The sequence below is a fragment of the Streptomyces katrae genome (assembly GCF_002028425.1).
Lineage (GTDB): Bacteria > Actinomycetota > Actinomycetes > Streptomycetales > Streptomycetaceae > Streptomyces > Streptomyces katrae_A.
In genome coordinates, this window is the sequence record NZ_CP020042.1 from 7406136 (window position 1) to 7422271 (window position 16136).

The following is a 16136-nucleotide window of genomic DNA, read 5'->3' on the forward strand; positions in this document are numbered from 1 at the left end:
GGGTTGCTCCTCCTCGTCACCGCCCTCGGGCGCGTCGACCGCAACCCGCGCCGCCACGGCCGGCGCGTCCTGCCCGGGGGCGGCCGGCGGGGCGCCGAGCGGTTCGCAGGCGAGGGTGCGGGCGATCCACGGGGACCCCGACGCGGCGTCCGCCAGGCGCAGACACCAACGGCTTCGCCGCGGGCCTGGCGGTCGTGGTCGACCACCGCCTGACCGACCGCGAACCGGTAGCGGCTCACCGGTGGCCGCCCCGCCCGCCCGGGTGTTGAGCCTCCCCCCAGGGGAGACATCATGCTAAGGGCATGCACAGCGACAGCGAAACGCTCTACGGCATCGGAGAGCTTTCCCGAATCACCGGCCTGACGGTGAAGGCCATCCGGTTCTACTCCGATCGCGGCATCGTCCCGCCCACCGGCCGGAGTCCCGCCGGCTACAGACTCTACGGCCCCGACGCGCTCGCACGCCTGCACCTGGTCCGCACGCTCCGCGATCTCGGAGTCGATCTGAGCAGTGTGCGCAGCGTGCTGGACAGGGAGACATCCCTGCCTGACGTCGCGCAAGCACACGTGGACGCGCTGGACGTGCAGATCCGCACCCTGCGACTGCGCCGCGCGGTCCTTCACGCAGTCGCCCGCCGTGACCCCACCCACCTGGAGATCGACTTCATGCACCGACTCGCGGCACTCTCCCAGGCACAACACCGTCGCCTGTTGGCCGACTTCGTTGACGACACCTTTCAAGGTGTCCGCTCCAACCCGGAGTTCGCGGGCCTGATGCGCTCCGCCGTCCCCCAGCTCCCTGACGATCCGACGCCCGAACAGGTCGAGGCCTGGTTGGAGCTCACCGAGCTCTGCGGCGACCCCGACTTCCGTGCGGCGCTCCGGCAGACCGCCCAGGAGCAAGCACAGACGCCGACGGTGCATGACACCATGGATGCGCACAACGCTCTCGACGAGGCGATGCGCGCGCGCATCGACGAAGCCGGATCCGCAGGGATTCTCCCCACGGCGACGCGGACGGCCTCGGTCGCGGACACACTCGCAGGCCTCTACTGCCATGCCTTCCACGACGCGGGCGACGATGATCTACGCCGCTGGCTCCTCGCTCGGCTGCAGCCTGCCACTGATCCGTACTGCGAGCGCTACTGGCAGCTCGCGGCAACGGTCAACGGCTGGCCACCGTCACCCACGCTGGCCCCCGTATACACCTGGTTCACCACCTACGGGCGCCGCCGTGCTACCGCCACGGCAAGCACGTCCTGACGCACGGAGGGTGACGTGAAGTACCAGCTCGTACAGATCCTTGGGTTGGCCCTCCTCGTCGTGGGCGGGCAGGGGGCGATACGCCAACTGATCGACCCCGGCAACGCCGGCTTCCTCAGCTGGCTGCCGGGCGGATTCCCCGCCACGATGACCGTCTACATCGGCATCACCGTCGTCGGCGCCACGCTGGCCGCCTGGGCCCAGGGCCGCACGAGGGCAGCCAAGCCCGAAAGCTAGGCCGGTACGCCTCTCGCGGGCCATCGCCGAACGCTGGGTACCGGGCCTGGCCCGCGCACGCCCTGCCGGCACGGTCCGCCGGCTCGTTCAGTCGGCGGTCAGCGCGCTCGCCAGCCGCCCCAGCGCCGCCTTGATCCGGTCCGGCGTCACCCCCTGTGCGCGCTGCTGGAGGAAGACCTCCGGTGCCAGCGGCGCGAGCAGGGTGTCCACCAGGGCCTCCGGGTCGGGGACGCCGGACTCGCGCAGCAGGGCGAGGACGTGGGCGCGCCAGAAGCCGTACGCCCCGACGGTGAAGCGCTTCTCGCCGGTCTCGGCGCCCAGCACGAGGTGGCCGTGGCTCTCCAGCAGGCCGACCATGGCGGCGTAGAACGCGGTGAGCCGCTCGGCGGACGGCGCTCCGGGGCCCAGTGGGGGAGCGCCGTGCAGCAGCTCTTCCTGCAGGCGGCGTTCGTGTTCGTCGAGGAGGGCCGCGGCGATGGACGTGACGTCCGGGTAGCGGCGGTAGAGCGTGCCGCGGCCGATGTCGGCCGCCCGGGCGATGTCCTCCATCGTGACCGTCCGCGGATCGCCGGCGGCGAACAGCTCGGCGGCGGCGGAGAGCACCTTGGCCCGGTTGCGGGCGGCGTCCGCGCGTTCCCTCGTCCCCATGGGACCTCAGCCTACCGGAATAAGTGGACGCCATGTCCGGTTGAGGCTCTCATCCGGTATAACCGGACGCCGTGTCCGGTTAATGTTCCGGCCGATAGCGAGGGGACCCCCGCCATGACCACGCTGCTGCACCTCGATGCCAGCGCCCGCCGCCATTCCTCCAGTCGGGAGGCGGGGGACGCGGTCGCCGCCGCCTGGCGCGCCTCCCATCCGGGTGGCGTCGCTGCCCGCAAGACGGGAGCCTCCCTGTGAACTGGCTCCTCCTCGTCGCCGCCGGGCTGGTGGAGGTCGCCTGGTCGCAGAGCATCAAACCGACGGCCGGGTTCACCCGCCCGCTGCCCACGCTGCTCTGCTTCGCGCTCGCCGCCGTCGCCGTCTACCTGCTGTCCCTGGCGATGAAGGGCCTGCCGGTCGGCACGGCCTACGCCGTCTTCACCGGGATCGGCGCGGCCGGCGCCATCACCCTGGGCATCGTGGTCCACAAGGACCCGGTGTCCCTCGGCCGCCTCCTCGCCCTGGCCCTGATCATCGGTGGCGTGGCACTGTCCCACGCCACCGCCCCGGCCGAGTGAGGAGACCGGTACCGGCGCTCAGGCGGCGGGCTGGGGGCGCCGGAGCTGTGCCTGGCCGAAGAGGAGTGCCCAGCCGTCGGGGAGCTGGTGGAGGATCCGGGCGAGGAGGTCCGGGCCGGCGAGGCGGGCCAGGACGGTCAGGACCGTTCCGGCTTCCCAGCGGGCGGTGGCCGGGGTCGCGTCCGTGCGGGTGGCGAGGTCCTTGACGAAGGCCCAGCCGGTGAGCCGCCGGGCGTCGGGGAGCCGGGTGTTGAGAGTGAGGGCGGCTTCGAGGGGAGGCTGGGCGCTTCGCCCTCCGCCCGTTCGGGCGGGCTCGGATGCGGGTCAGCCGGAGATCTGCTTGCGGTCGCCGGCGCCGCTGATGGCGATCTTGCGCGGCTTGGTGCGCTCGGCGATCGGGATCCGCAGGGTCAGGACACCCGCTTCGCAGATGGCGTCGATGTACTCGGTGCCGAGGGTGTCGGCCAGCATGATCTGGCGGGAGAACACGCCCAGGGGCCGCTCGGTGAGCTCCCTCTGGATCTGGTCCGACTTCGCGTTCGGCCGGCGTTCGGCCTTGACCGTGAGCATGTTCCGCTCGACGTCGATGTCGAGCGCGTCCACGGCGACACCGGGGACGTCGAAGGCGATCACGTACGCGTCGCCGTCGCGGTAGGCGTCCATCGGCATCACGGACGGCTTCGACCACGTCCCCGGGGCCGGTCAGCTGCTGGGTGAGGCGGTCGAGCTCACGGAAGGACTGCTGGAGCTCGATGACCCGGGTGCTGCTCACCTACGAGCAGGTACGCGCGTACGGGCTCCCGGCGACCGAAGGCAGGAGCGGCGACCCGAGGTGGCCGGCCTTCGCCCGCCGCTACGGCCTCGACCCCAGGCGGCGCCCGGTGCAGTGGGAGGTGGAGGCGCTGGAGCCGGACGAGCTCCAGCGCCTGGTCCTCGCTGCCGTCGAGTGTTGCGTTCTGCTGTGCCGGTCAGCCGGCTATGACGACCGCCGCCCAGATCTTGTTGATGGCCAACTGGCATTCCAGGTCGTAGCCGGGGGCTTCGGCGGGCTGTAGGTGCCGGACCTGGCCGGGCCGTACTCGCAGGCCCGCTGCAGGTCCTGCCGGAACACCGCGTCGACGCGGCTCTTCGGGCTGTCGGTTCCGATTCCGGTAACGCCGAGGACGCCGTTGCGGAAGCCTTCTTCGCCGAGGGCGTCGCGGTAGTTCTGGTAGCCGAAGTCGTGCCGGTCGCAGGCGCTCTTGAAGTGCATGCCGAATTGGCCCAGCGAGTCGCCGATCACGCCGCAGCCTCAGCTCCGGCCGTCCTCCCCGCGGACCCGGGCCTGCCACCGGTGGCACGGCAGCGACTCCGCCAGGGTGTTGAAGAAGCGCTGGTCGCGCCATCCCTCGCGGTTGCCGATCACGAAGAGGCGGCGTTTCGCCCTGCTCACCGCGACGTTGAGGAGGTTCGGCTGTGACGCCGCCCAGGCCCGGGCGCCCGGGCGGCGCGGGTCCGTGCCCAGGACGAGGATGACGACGTCCGCTTCCTTGCCCTGCGTGGTGTGCACCGTCCCCACCCGGTCGGCCGGCATCAGGTCCCGGCACGCCCGCCGGGCTCCCGCCACCACCTGCCGGAACGGACTGATCACGAACACGTCCTCCGCCAGGTCCACCCCGCCCTCGTCCCGCAGCCGCTCCAGCACCCGCCGCAGTGCCCGCCCCTCCTCCGGGATCCAGTGTCCGTCCGCCTCCGCCCCGGCGACGTCGACCCAGCTGCTGCCCGGCCGGTACACGTACGCCTCACGCGGCGGGGTGCCCTGCACCATCAGGCCGTCGTAGGCGACGGCGTTGCTGATCGAGAACATCGGGTCGTCGCACCGCCGGTGCACCCGCAGCGGGGCCCCGACCCACACCTCGTGTGCGCCGTCGGGCAGTTCGGCGGGCAGCAGCGTGCCGTAGCGGTTGGCCCGGTCGGCGAGCTGCTGGACCGACGTACGGCCCGGCGCCCACTCCTCCGCCACGCAGAAGTCCTCGCGCAGCGCCCGCTGCGCCGTCCACGGCAGGACCACGACCGGCTCCAGCTGCAGCGGGTCGCCGACGACGACCGTACGCCGCGCCCGCCACATGCCGCCCACCGCCATCTGCGGCGCCGCCTGCCCGGCCTCGTCGACGAACAGCCAGCCCAGGGACTCCGCGCCGAGCCGCCCGAAGACCCGGTCCAGCGAGGCGAAGGTCGTCGACACCACCGGCACGACGAGGAACAGGCTCTGCCAGGCGGCCCGTACGTGCGTTTCGGGCACGGTCTTCGGCACCGAGCCGGCGACGGCGTCCATCGCCGCCATCAGGTTGGCGTACATGGTGCGGGCGGTGCAGCGCAGGAAGGCCTGGTGGAGGCCGAGGGCGGCGAGGAACACCTCGGTACGGGCCCGCGTGATCTCGGGGTCGGACCAGGGCGCGGCGAGCTCGCGCGCCGCGTCGTCGGTCAGCCAGGAGTCCTCCGGGACGAACCCCTCCCAGCGGGTCCGGGCCGCGGCCAGCGCCTGGTCGGTGCGCTCGGCGTGTGCGAGCGCCGCCCGCTGCGCGTCCTGGCGGGCGCGCAGGACCGCCGCGGCGGCGCCCACCGCCGTCCGTACGCTGTCCACGTGCGCCTGCGCCGCCTCGCGCGCCTTGCGGGCGTCGGCGACCAGGCCGGCCGCCCCGGCTTCGTCGGCGTGCCAGGCCCGTGCCGCCCGGCCCATCGTGAACAGGCTCACCGAGAAGCCGGGACGGCGGGCCAGATGACCCTGGTGCGCCTGCTCGGCATCGGCCAGCTGCTGCTGGGCACGGGCCAGAGCCGCCTCTGCGCCGGGCAGGTCCTCCCGTACGCGGGCCAGCGCCGCCGCTTCCCGCTCCGCGGCGAGACGCGCCCCGCGCAGGGCCTCGTACGCCGCGGCCCGCCCGGCGTACGCGTCGGCGGCCGTGGCACGCTCGTCACGCAGGCGCTCGGCCTCGGCCAGCGCGGCCTGGAACCGCTGCTTCGCCTCGCGCCACACGCCGCTCTGCGGGGTGTCGCGCCACTGGCGCATCAGGTGGGAGAGGCCGCTGCCGCTGTCGATCCACGCGTTGCGGGGCCGGGGCCGCCGCTGGGGAGGGACCGGCGGCGGGGGAGGGGCGTCGGTGTCGGTCTGGCGGTACTTCCCGTGCCAGAAGCGGTTCACGAACTCCATGCGGTTGCGCTTGCTGCCGAGCCTGGCCGCGACCGCGCCCCATGCGGGTTCGCCCTTGAGCAGGCGGGTGGCCTGCTCGGCGAAGTAGTCGGCCTCCTCGCGCCACTGCCGGCCGAGGGCCGCGCGGGCGGGGATCTCGGTGGAGATGTTCTCCACCGCCCCGTTGTTGGCGGAGGCGACGACCATCTCGAAGCCGGTGAACTCCGGGCGCAGGGGGGTGACCGTGCGGGTGTAGTCGCCGCTCTTCCACACGTACGGGTCCTGCTGCGCGAAGGCTTCGGAGGGCAGGCGGAGCCCGGCCAGGCGGCGGGCCCGCTCGACGACGGCCGCGGCGAAGCAGTCGCGCAGCATGGTGGTCTTGCCGGTGCCGGGCGGGCCGTTGACGGCGAAGAGCCCTGCGGCGGGGGCCAGCTCGGCGTGCACGGCGTTGACCGCGAACTGCTGGCTCAGCGCGAGCGGGTGCTCCGCCTCGGCCGGCCAGCGGCCCGCCGGGGTACGGGCGGGGGCCACGCCGGCGAGGGCGGCTTCGGGGTGCAGGCGCAGGTCCACCCGGCGGGCCTGGTCGAAGGCGGCGCCGGGCGTGAGGTAGGCGGCGAGCCCGGAGCCGGGGTCCTGCCGCGCGAGCGCGCCCGCGACGCGCTCGAGGTCGGCGGCGATGAAGCTGTTGAGGAAGTCCTGCTGGTCGGCGTCGCCGGAGTGGTCGGCCCGTACGGCGACACTGCGCACCCGCACCCCGACGGGCTCCAGCGCCGCCTCGACACCCCAGGCCCGGGCCAGCTCGCCGGTGAACTCCAGCAGCTGCCCGCCGCCGACCACACCTGTCCCGACGGCGACCTCTTCCTCCTCTTCGCCCTCGGGGGCCGGCGCCCCGTCGGGCTCACCGAGCGCGGCGGCCCGCTCGCCCCAGGCCCCGGCCTCCTCCTCGAACCCGTCGAGCCATCCCGGGCGGCTGGGGCCGGGGGAGAGGGCGCGGCCCGTGGCCCAGGCGCAGGAGGAGAAGACGGGGGAGTCGAGCAGCAGCCGGCCCTCGTCGGTCACGGTGAGGGCGAACAGCGCGCTCTCGCCGTCCATCCGGCCGTCGTGGTCCTCGCCGCTCTCCCCGAACACGCGGAGCAGGGTGTCGCGCACGGCGGCGAGGGCGTACGTCCCGCCGTAGACCACGTGCTGCCAGTCGTACCCCGGCTCCAGCGGGACGGAGCGCAGCGGATGCCCGGCCTCCCAGGGCAGGGGTCCGTCCGCCTCGAGCGGGTACACCCGGTCCCGCGCGGACAGCGCCGGCACCTTCTGCGGGCTGAACAACTCGACCGCCCGCCAGTACCCGACGACCCCGCTCCGCCGCCCCCGCTCGCCCCCGGCCCCCACCACGTTCCGCTCCCCGCAGTCGATGATCACGTATGGGGAACCCTACGGGGCGAATGACGCCGCATCAGGCGGTTGGGCGGTTGGCCCGTGCGCGGTGGGGGCGCGCCGCCGCGTCACCCACCGGCCGGCCCGACGGCCACCGGCACGGAATGCGCCCGCATATGGCCGGCTAGTACCTCCATCTCCACGAGCGTCCCGAGGAGACCGTCCGCGACGAGCTGCGCGGCGCGCGCCCGCGCTTCACCGAGGGACAGGCCGTCGCCCGCGTCGCGCAGGGCCTTGAGCACCGGGACGAGGCTCGGCAGGTCCGAGGACAGGCGCAGCCGGGTGGGCCCGTGTTCCCGCAGCAGGGCCTGCCGTATGTGCTCGGGGGTCACGGGGCCGGCGCCCTGCTCGCACCACCCGTGAGGACAGCCCTCACACCGGCCTTCGGCGCCCCAGCGGAGCCGGCCGCGGTCGAGGAACTGACCGACGTCGCAGACGGTGGTGCCACCGCAAGCGCTGCACCGTCCCCTGACGTGTACTCCTTGGGTGATCAAGGGGCTCTCCTCGGATGTCACGATGCGATGCCGGGGACCTCTCTTCGCTGAGAGGGCACGGGGTGGTCGAGTGGGGTGGTCGGCGGGGTCGGGTCTCCGCGGAGAGCACGGACCGCGTCAGGCCGTTTTGGGCGCTGAGGAATCCGCTCATGTGGGGCACGCTTCGAACGGCAGCCGCAAGGGTTCTGTGCGAAGGGGCCTGGCTTGCAAGGCTGGGTGCCGCGGCCGACTGAGGAGATGCCCGAATTGCCGGTATCGGTGAAAGTGCTGCAGAACACCATCCGCGCCACCTAAAGTAGCAGGTCAGTTAGCCTGCTCCCCGCACCCGCGGGGATGACCCCCTCGACGCCAACCTCCACGCCCCGCAGTGGCGCGACCGCATCTACATCGTTTCACCCGGACCGGCATCCAATGCCGGACCTCCGCCCCCGCCCCCTGGCCTGGTGCGCAGGATGCGACGAGGACGTCGAAGCCGTCCAGGCCTGGCGCAAGGGCCGCACCATCGGCAAGTACGGCCGCCAAGACGATCAGCCGCATCGAGAAGGGCCTCCGCGAGTACCCAGAGCGCCAGCCTGCTCACTCTCAACCACACCGGCCACGACGGCCGCGCCATGCTCCCCGAGCACACCCCCTCCCCTCCCGCACCCGCAAAGGTCGGCGAAAGCCTGCTCGTCCCCAGCCGCCACGGCCTGCTCGTCCCGACCGGCGGAAGCCGGAACGACACCACCGCCAACCTCACCGTCGCCCAGGTCCACATCCACATCCACCCCGACGAACCCGGAGTCCTGGGACTCCAGCTCGGCCGCGAAACACTCTGGCTTCGCCCGCGACTGTCAGCCCTCCTCCAACGGCTCGTCCATGAACGCCGCCCTCAGTCCGCGCCCCTCAAAGACCAGGAGACCCCCTATCTCCTTCCCGGCCTTCGCCCCTCTGGCTGCGTAGGGCATCTCCAAGAACGGGTGTTTGCGGCTTCCCGGAACGCTTCACGATCACCGACGTCAGGAACGTCTGCGAGAGACAGGAACACCCGCCACGGGAGCGCACGAGTGCTGTAGGGCGTAGGGGACCGGCTCGACCGGCTCGACCGGACGGCCAGGACGCCGACAGCGGTCGCCCTCAGTCAGCGATTGTTGGGGCTCAGCAGCGTGGCGGCCGCAGCGACGAAGGCCGCGGATGCTTCCTTGGCCGCATGCCGCAGGGCGTCCAACTCGGTGCGGTCGGTGGCCTTGCGCAGCGCGTACGTGGCATCTGCGGCCCGCTGGGCGGGGCCGGCCAGCTCGGGGACCAAGACCTGAAGGCGCATGTGGGGGGCGGTGATCGCCGCCCGGGTGTCGTGGGACCTCGTCTGAGCCTCCAGCTGGTGCTCCGTGCCTGCCTCGGTCAGGGCCAGACGCTCCCGATGGAACATCGCCGAGCGGTGCGCGTCCAGGGCGGCCGCGAAGTCGGTGACGGCGCCGAGCTGGTCCTGGCGGTGGCTGTCGGCGCGCTGCTCGGCGCGTGCGGTGCGTGCCGAACGGTGCTGGAGGAGTCCGGCGGTCAGGGCACCGGCGAGGGTACCGAGTACGGCAACGATCGAAGACCATATGGACATCAGGTGTTGTGTCCTCTCGGGTAGTCGGTTTCGGTGGTGAGGTCGGCGGACAGCGAGGTACGCGGCGGCGGTCTTCGGTGGCCGGGTTACGCCTGCAGCGCTCCGTCCCTACCCTGGCGGTCAGTTTGCGGCAGGGGTCAGAGATAGGCCTCCCAGGCCGTGATCACTTGCGCTGGGCCGATGAGCACACGAGACGGCCAGAAACAAGCACCGGAGCGCTTCCAGAACTCAGCAATAGGTTTCTCGCCGCTGACGGACCGTTCCCAGCGGTGACCAACGAACGTTGCCGGCTGCCGGCGATAGAGTCACCCTTCCCGCCCGCTCAGCTCGAACACGTTGCGACGACGCCTCCAGAGCCTCGGTGTCCCCAGCGCCGGCAAGGCATGCAACGGCGCCTGGCTCGCACTCGTCGGAGCGGTCCACTGGAAGATGCTCGCCGACCTCCCGGGCACCGCCGACGGCACCGCACACCACCGGCACACATGGAACGGCGGCGACCGCGCCGGCTACATCGCCGGCCGCCTCCGAGCAGCACATGACCCGGATGGCCCCGAGTGAGCCCTTTCCGGTGAAGTCAGTGCAGGTGAAGACCGTCGCGCCAGCGCCCTTCCCCCTCGGGCCAGGACGCGCCGCCCGCGGCAAGTTCGCCGCGGGGGAAGGAAGGCGGGAGCGCGGTGCTTCTCCCGGTGCACCAGGGTCGGCACCGCCGGTCCCGCAGGGGTGGACAGTTGGCCGTTCCCGAGACGAGCGGCCCCTTCGCCAGCAGACTGGTACGCGTCGACGGCCCAGCGGGCTCTTCTCCTTTGAGGGGTCGGTCTGTTGAGGCCGTCGTGGGCGGGCCGGATCGGTTGTGCGCCGCGATCACCACGGTGTGGGGCGGGCACGGAGGGGTGGGGACGGTACGGATGGACGAGATCAGTCTCAGTGAAGCGTTGTGGCAGTTGCGGTCGGAGTTGTACCAGGCGCAGACCGACGGCGCGGGACAGCAGTTGAGATTCGAAGTGGAGAAGGCGGAGCTGGAGCTGGAGGTCGAGTTCCGGCGGGACGGCGCCGGCAAGGTGACGGTGTCCGTCGGCGCGCTCGGCGCGAAGGGCGAGGCCGAGGCCGGAGGGGCGCGCGGGGCCGTCCGGCGAGAGCGGCTCACCCTCACCTTGAACGTCCTCGACGAGGCCCTCGGCCCCGGTCAACGCTTCCGGGTCGAGCGCGGTGTCTCGGTCCGCAGTGCGTACGCCGGGGCACCGGACCCCGCCTACGGCTCTCAACCGTCCGAGCCGCTGCAGCCCGAGCCCTGGGACGAGTGACATGGATCCGAGGAGACTGGTACTGATCCGTGTAGGGGGCGCACCGAACGGCACCGGCTACCTGATCGGGCCCCGGCTGGTCCTGACGAGCCTCCACGTCGTGCGCGACCGCGAACCGTGGTTGAGCGTGCGCGTCGGGCATCCGGTCCTGAGCACGAAGCTGCACCGGCGTGGCGTCCGCGTCTGCTGGCCCACTCCCCGCGACCACGTTTCCGACACCATGGACGTGGCGCTGCTATGGCTGGACAAGCCCGTTGATGTCGGCGGTTCCGCGCCCGTGCGCTGGGGCCGGCCGGCCGGGGCCGCGTTGTTGTCGTACGAGGGCCTGGGCTTCCCGTCGTTTGCCGGCGACGGCGGGGAACCGCAGGTGGAGCACCTGCGGGGCGAGCTGCCCCCGGCCGGTACCTCCAGGACCGGCGGGGGATGGGTCCTGGACACCCCGATCTGGCCCGAGCACCGGAGGGGACGTAGCGGCGCGTCGTGGGCGGGGGTTTCGGGCAGCGCCGTCTTCTGCGAGGGACGGCTGGTCGGTGTCGTCACCGAAGCCGACCCGGCACTCGGGCATCGCCGCCTGCACGCCCAGCCGGTCCACCCCCTGTTCGAGATCCCGCGGTTCGCCGACCTCCTGTCACGGCACGGAGACCGCCGGATCATGCCCGACCTGGAGTCGGTCGAAGCCACGAAGGGCCCGGTCCAATGGCCGGTCCTGGAGGGCAATCTCCCACCCGAACCCAGTGCTTTCCAACCGCGGACCGCGGTGTGCGAGGTCATCGACGACGCGCGGGAGAAGTCCGGCACCGTCGTCCTGTCCCAGGTGCTGGCCGGCCAGGGCGGGGTCGGCAAGACCCAGCTCGCGGCGCATTACGCCCGCCGGGCCATCAACGAGGGCACCGACCTGGTGATGTGGGTGGACGCCACACGGCCGGCCGGTGTGCTGGAGGCGTACGCCCGCACCGCGGTGAAGGTGCAGGTGCCCGGGGTCGGCGGACAGCCGGAGACCGTCGAGCAGGACGCGGCCGCGTTCCTGGCCTGGCTCGCCACCACCGAGAGGTCCTGGCTGGTCGTCCTCGACAACATCACCGACCAGACCCTCGGCGACCTGTGGCCCGCCACGAGCCGCGGCGGGCGCGGACGGGTGATCGCCACCAGTCGGCTGCGGGGGGCCGCGGCCAGCGACGCCGGGCGCGCACTCGTGGACGTCGGCGTCTACTCGGCTCCCGAGTCCGCCGCCTACCTGCGTGAGCGCCTCGAAGCCGCCCGCTGCTCCCACCTGCTGGACGCCGGGAGCGCCGATCTCGCCGAGGCGCTTGGGCACCTGCCCCTGGCGCTTGCCTACGCGGCCGCCTACATGATCCAGCGGCGGCGCAGCAGCAGCCAGTACCTCCAGTCGTTCCGTGAGCGCGGCCGGTCCTTGGAGGAGGCCCTACCGGGGCGCGACGGCGTCGACGGCTACCACCTGTCCGTCGCAGTGGCCCTTCTGCTGTCTCTCGACGCCGTCCGGCAGGAGGATCCGCTCACCGTGCACGCGCTGGTCCTGGCCTCGCTCCTCGACCCTGCCGGCCATCCCGAGGACCTGTGGGCCACCGTGCCGGTTCTGGAGCACCTCGCCCGCGCCCGCGCCGGAGCGGTGGGGGGCGAGCGCGCCGCGGTCGAGGACGGGCGCGGTGCCGTGCGACGGGTGCGAGAGGAGGACGCGCTCGACGCCCTGGCCGTCCTGCACAACTACAGCCTCCTCACCCTCACCGAGAAACCGAACCGGCAGGTCACCATCCACGCGCTCACCGCCCGCGCCACCCTCGACACCACCCCCATCAGCGAGCGCCCGCACTGCACGGCCGCCGACGCGCTCCTCGCCCTGTGGCCGGGGGAGGAGCACGAGGACCACGCCCTCGCCGTCGTCCTGAGGGCCAACACCGAAGCGCTACGGGGGAACGCCGGCGGACTCCTGTGGCACTTCGACCGTGCCGACCCCCACGCCCACCGCCTGCTCTTCCGCTACGGCGCCAGCCTCCTCGAAGCCGGCCTGGCCGCCGCCGCCACCGCCCACTGGAACCAGCTGGCCATCGACGGCGAGCGTCTCCTCGGCCCCGACCACCCCGATGCACTCCGCGCCCGCGCCCACCTCGCCGTCGCGTACAGGCAGGCCGGACGCTTCGACGACGCGGTCTCCACCGGGGAGCGGGCCCTCTCGGACCTCGAACGGCTCCTGGGCCCCGACGACCCCCACACCTTGGCCACGCGCGGCAACCTCGTCCTCGCCCACCAACAGGCCGGACATCTGGATGATGCCGTGGCCATCGGGGAGCGGGTGCTCGCCGACTACGAGCGCCTCCTGGGCCCCGACCACCCCGACACCCTCACGGCGCGGGGCGTCCTGGCGCTCTGCTACGAGCAGGCCGGGCGCACCACCGACGCCGTGCCGCCTCTGGAACGAGCGGTGGCCGACAACACGCGGCGCTTCGGCCCGGACCACCCCGAGACCCTCGCGGCGCGCGGCAACCTCGCCCTCGCGCACCGGAAGGCCGGGCGCACCGCCCACGCCGTCGCCCTGCTCGAACAGGTGGCGGTCGACTGCCGACGGGTGCTCGGCCCCGACCACCCCCACACCCTCGGCGCCCTCGGCAACCTCGCGGACTCGTACCACGAGGCCGGACTGAACGAGCAGGCGCTGGCCGTCAAGGAGCAGGTCCTCGCCGACCGCGTACGGCTCCTGGGACCCGACCACCCCGACAGCCTCACGGCCCGGGCAGGCCTCGCCCTGTCGTACTTCCGGGCCGGGCGAACGGACGAGGCCGTCCGCCTCGAAGAGGAGGTGGCGGCCGACAGCGTGCGTGTCCTGGGCCCCGACCACCCCCATACCTTCATGGCCCGTGGCAACCTGGCCTCGTCCTACCGACTGGTCGGGCGCGGCGACGAAGCCGTCGGCCTCCTGACGGAAGTGGCTGCCGACCAGGTACGGCTCCTGGGCCCCGAGCACCCCAGGACCCTGACCGCGCGCACCGATCTCGCCGCCCTGCTCGTACTCATGGGCCGCACCGACGAAGCCGCTTCCCTGCTGGGGCAGGTGATGGCCCACGCCCCCGACTCGCTCGCCGCTCGCCGCGTCCTCGCCTCCTGCCACCGACACGCCGGACGGACCGGGGAGGCCCTCGCCCTGCTCGAGCGGCTCGCTGCCGACTGCGTCCGTTCCCTGGGTTCCGACCACCCCGACACCATCGGCGTCCGTGCTGAACTCGCGCTCTGCCATCTACAGGCCGGCCACCACGCCCAAGCCGTCACGCTGCTGGAACAGGTGGCGATCGACCGCACCCGTATCCTCGGCCCCGACCACCCCGACACGCTTTCCGCCCGCGGCAGCCTCGCCCTGGCCCACGAGGAGGCCGGAGACATCGCCCAGGCCGTCTCCCTGCTGGAACGGGTGGCGGCCGACAGCGCGCGCGTCCTGGGCGCGCACCACCTCGACACCCTCGCGGCGCGGAGCAACCTCGCCACGGTGTACCAGAGCGCCGGGCGCATCACCGAGGCCATCGACGTCGGGGAAGAAGTCCTCGCCGAAAAAGCGCGGCTCCAGGGCACGGACCACCCCGACGTCCTCACCATCCGCGGCAACCTCGCCCTCGCCCACCTGGAGGCGGGGAACATCGCCCAAGCCGTTTCCCTGCTGGAACGGGTAGTGGCCGACAGCGCGCGCGTCCTGGGCCCCGACCACCCCGAAAACCTCACCGTCCGCGGTAACCTCGCCGAGGCCTACCAACAGGCCGGACGTCTCGACGATGCTGTGGACATCGGGGAGGAGGTCCTCGCCGGCAAAGTGCGGCTCCTCGGCACGGACCACCCAAGCACCCTCACCACCCGCGGCAACCTCGCCGCGGCCTACCACCAGGCTGGGGACACCGCCGAGGCCATCGACATCGGGGAGGAGGTCCTCGCCGACAGAGAGCGGCTCCTCGGCACGGACCACCCCGACGTCCTCACCGCCCGCAGCAACCTCGCCGCGGCCTACTCCCAGGCCGGGCGCACCGCCGACGCCACCGAGCTGCTGGCACAGGTGGTGGTCGACCGCACGCGTATCCTCGGCCCCGGCCATCCCGACACCCTCGCCGCCAGTAGCAGCCTCGCCAGCTGCTACTGGGACGCGGGGCGCGTCGATGAAGCCATCGCCATGGAGGAGCAGGCCCACGCAGGCAAGGTACGGGTCCTGGGCCCGGAGCATCCGGAAACCCTGACCACCCTCAGCAACCTCTCCCTCTCCTACCATGGCGTCGGCCGCAACGACGAGGCCATCACCATGGGAGAGCAGGTCCTGGCCACCCGCCGCCGGCTCCTGGGCCCCCACCACCCGGACACACTGCTCTCGCACGGCAACCTCGCCCCCTTCTACCGCCTCGCCGGGCGTCTGGAGGAGGCCGTCACCGTCGGAGAGCAGGTCCTGGCCGCCCGCAGTCGGATCCTGGGCCCCCACCACCCCCAGACCCTCACCGCCCAGGAAGGCCTCGGGGTGTCTTACCGGCTCGTCGGGCGCCTCGTCGAGGCCATCGCCGTGGGAGAACAGGCCCTGGCCGCCTGCGACCGGGCCCTGGGCCCGGACCATCCCCAGACCTTCACCGCCCGCCACCACCTCGGCTCCTCGTACCGGCAGGCCGGACGCACCGACGAGGCCATGAGGCTGTTGACGTCCGTCGTGGAGGACCGGACCCGCATCCTGGGGCCAGCGCACCCGGACACGGCGCAGGCACGGGCGGAACTGGCAGCAGTACTGGGCGAACGGGGGCGTCCCCAGCGGCCCTCCGACACAGACGGAACCTGACGCCCCACCAACCCACGACGGCAAACCGCCCCGGGCTCCTGACGTCCAGGGGCCCGGGCGGTGCTGTCCGCTCACCGTCCAACCGGGCACTCGAACGGCACATCTAGGAGGAGCAGAACGGAAGTTGACCCTACGTCGACTTTCGGGGGCCACCCGAACGAGAGGTCTGCACTTCCATGGCTGGGAAGTCCAAGCCGTACGTGGACCCATGGAGCGTCCCCCGACCTGATGATGCGTAACCACCGCCAACGCGCTTCCTCCAGGACAACCTGGGGCAGCGTCTGACCGCGCGCATCGCCGACATCAACGACCCCAAGCAGGTCGGCAAGTGGGTCTCGGGCGACCCCGCCCCCCGCCCCGATGCGGAGGACCGCCTGCGCGCCGCACTTCAGGTCTTCCAGCTCATCCAGGACGCGGAACGCCTCCACACGGCCCGAGCCTGGATGATCGGCATGAACCCGCAACTGGACGACGAAGCACCGGCCCAGTGCATCGCCGACGGCCGCATGCGCGACGTGATGGTGGCGGCCCGCGCATACGTCGACGGCGGCTGACCTACGCCTGCCGCGCTGCTCCGGGACCCCGCGCCTCCTACTCGTTCCCTGGACAGACGGTTCTCGGCGGCCGGCC

General features: G+C 72.6%; 12 protein-coding genes and 2 pseudogenes. 7 read left to right on the plus strand and 7 right to left on the minus strand.

Annotation, left to right across the window (positions count from 1 at the left end; translation table 11 throughout):
• Positions 1–302: 302 nt before the first annotated feature.
• Together B4U46_RS33880 and B4U46_RS33885 are read left to right on the plus strand one after the other, a co-directional pair.
• Positions 303–1262, plus strand: coding sequence for a MerR family transcriptional regulator (locus B4U46_RS33880; RefSeq protein WP_079431391.1), 960 nt, complete (start codon positions 303–305; stop codon positions 1260–1262).
• A 15-nt stretch (positions 1263–1277) separates the two neighbouring features.
• On the plus strand, positions 1278–1499 hold the full coding sequence (locus tag B4U46_RS33885) for a hypothetical protein (protein WP_079431392.1): 222 nt from the start codon (positions 1278–1280) through the stop codon (positions 1497–1499).
• Positions 1500–1586: 87 nt separating this feature from the next.
• Here B4U46_RS33885 and B4U46_RS33890 read toward each other — a convergent pair whose 3' ends face one another.
• Complete coding sequence (locus B4U46_RS33890; RefSeq protein ID WP_079431393.1) at positions 1587–2147, minus strand: TetR/AcrR family transcriptional regulator; 561 nt, start codon at positions 2145–2147, stop codon at positions 1587–1589.
• Between the two features lie 114 nt (positions 2148–2261).
• Between B4U46_RS33890 and B4U46_RS36975 the strand changes: the two genes are divergently transcribed.
• The gene (locus B4U46_RS36975) at positions 2262–2399 is read left to right on the plus strand and encodes a hypothetical protein (RefSeq protein ID WP_237293239.1); all 138 of its coding nucleotides are present in this window, start codon (positions 2262–2264) and stop codon (positions 2397–2399) included.
• Complete coding sequence (locus B4U46_RS33895) at positions 2396–2719, plus strand: DMT family transporter (protein WP_079431394.1); 324 nt, start codon at positions 2396–2398, stop codon at positions 2717–2719. The genes B4U46_RS36975 and B4U46_RS33895 overlap by 4 nt, the downstream gene beginning before the upstream one ends.
• 18 nt (positions 2720–2737) lie before the next feature.
• Here the strand turns inward: B4U46_RS33895 and B4U46_RS33900 are convergent.
• The 6 genes and pseudogenes from B4U46_RS33900 to B4U46_RS33930 all read right to left on the minus strand — a co-directional run.
• Positions 2738–2995 (minus strand): annotated as a pseudogene (locus B4U46_RS33900) (DUF2267 domain-containing protein); the annotation flags it as partial.
• A gap of 48 nt (positions 2996–3043) precedes the next feature.
• Positions 3044–3473 (minus strand): annotated as a pseudogene (locus tag B4U46_RS33905) (Hsp20/alpha crystallin family protein).
• Between the two features lie 222 nt (positions 3474–3695).
• On the minus strand, positions 3696–4001 hold the full coding sequence (locus B4U46_RS33915; RefSeq protein WP_079431396.1) for a phospholipase A2: 306 nt from the start codon (positions 3999–4001) through the stop codon (positions 3696–3698).
• Positions 4002–4010: 9 nt separating this feature from the next.
• The gene (locus tag B4U46_RS39610; RefSeq protein ID WP_079431397.1) at positions 4011–7298 is read right to left on the minus strand and encodes a DEAD/DEAH box helicase; all 3288 of its coding nucleotides are present in this window, start codon (positions 7296–7298) and stop codon (positions 4011–4013) included.
• 83 nt (positions 7299–7381) lie between these two features.
• Positions 7382–7645 (minus strand): hypothetical protein, encoded by a 264-nt coding sequence (locus tag B4U46_RS39615; protein WP_237293240.1) that lies wholly within the window; start codon positions 7643–7645, stop codon positions 7382–7384.
• 1282 nt (positions 7646–8927) lie between these two features.
• Positions 8928–9398, minus strand: coding sequence for a hypothetical protein (locus B4U46_RS33930; protein WP_079431398.1), 471 nt, complete (start codon positions 9396–9398; stop codon positions 8928–8930).
• Between the two features lie 336 nt (positions 9399–9734).
• On the opposite strand from B4U46_RS33930, the gene B4U46_RS37750 reads away from it, so the two are divergent.
• The 3 genes from B4U46_RS37750 (at position 9735) to B4U46_RS33940 (ending at position 15506) form a co-directional block, all read left to right on the plus strand.
• The gene (locus B4U46_RS37750) at positions 9735–9956 is read left to right on the plus strand and encodes a hypothetical protein (RefSeq protein ID WP_123995172.1); all 222 of its coding nucleotides are present in this window, start codon (positions 9735–9737) and stop codon (positions 9954–9956) included.
• 347 nt (positions 9957–10303) lie between these two features.
• Entirely contained in the window at positions 10304–10699 is a 396-nt protein-coding gene (locus B4U46_RS33935; protein WP_079432176.1) for a trypco2 family protein, read from the plus strand.
• 1 nt (position 10700) lies between these two features.
• Positions 10701–15506: a tetratricopeptide repeat protein gene (locus B4U46_RS33940; RefSeq protein WP_079431399.1), complete on the plus strand. Its 4806-nt coding sequence runs from the start codon at positions 10701–10703 to the stop codon at positions 15504–15506.
• The last annotated feature ends 630 nt before the right edge of the window (positions 15507–16136 follow it).

Coding starts and splice junctions, on each gene's coding strand:
- B4U46_RS33890 (WP_079431393.1), bottom strand. CDS start 2,147: ATGGGGACGAGGGAACGCGCGGACGCCGCCCGCAACCGGGCCAAGGTG.
- B4U46_RS33880 (WP_079431391.1), top strand. CDS start 303: ATGCACAGCGACAGCGAAACGCTCTACGGCATCGGAGAGCTTTCCCGA.
- B4U46_RS33930 (WP_079431398.1), bottom strand. CDS start 9,398: ATGTCCATATGGTCTTCGATCGTTGCCGTACTCGGTACCCTCGCCGGT.
- B4U46_RS36975 (WP_237293239.1), top strand. CDS start 2,262: ATGACCACGCTGCTGCACCTCGATGCCAGCGCCCGCCGCCATTCCTCC.
- B4U46_RS33935 (WP_079432176.1), top strand. CDS start 10,304: ATGGACGAGATCAGTCTCAGTGAAGCGTTGTGGCAGTTGCGGTCGGAG.
- B4U46_RS33940 (WP_079431399.1), top strand. CDS start 10,701: ATGGATCCGAGGAGACTGGTACTGATCCGTGTAGGGGGCGCACCGAAC.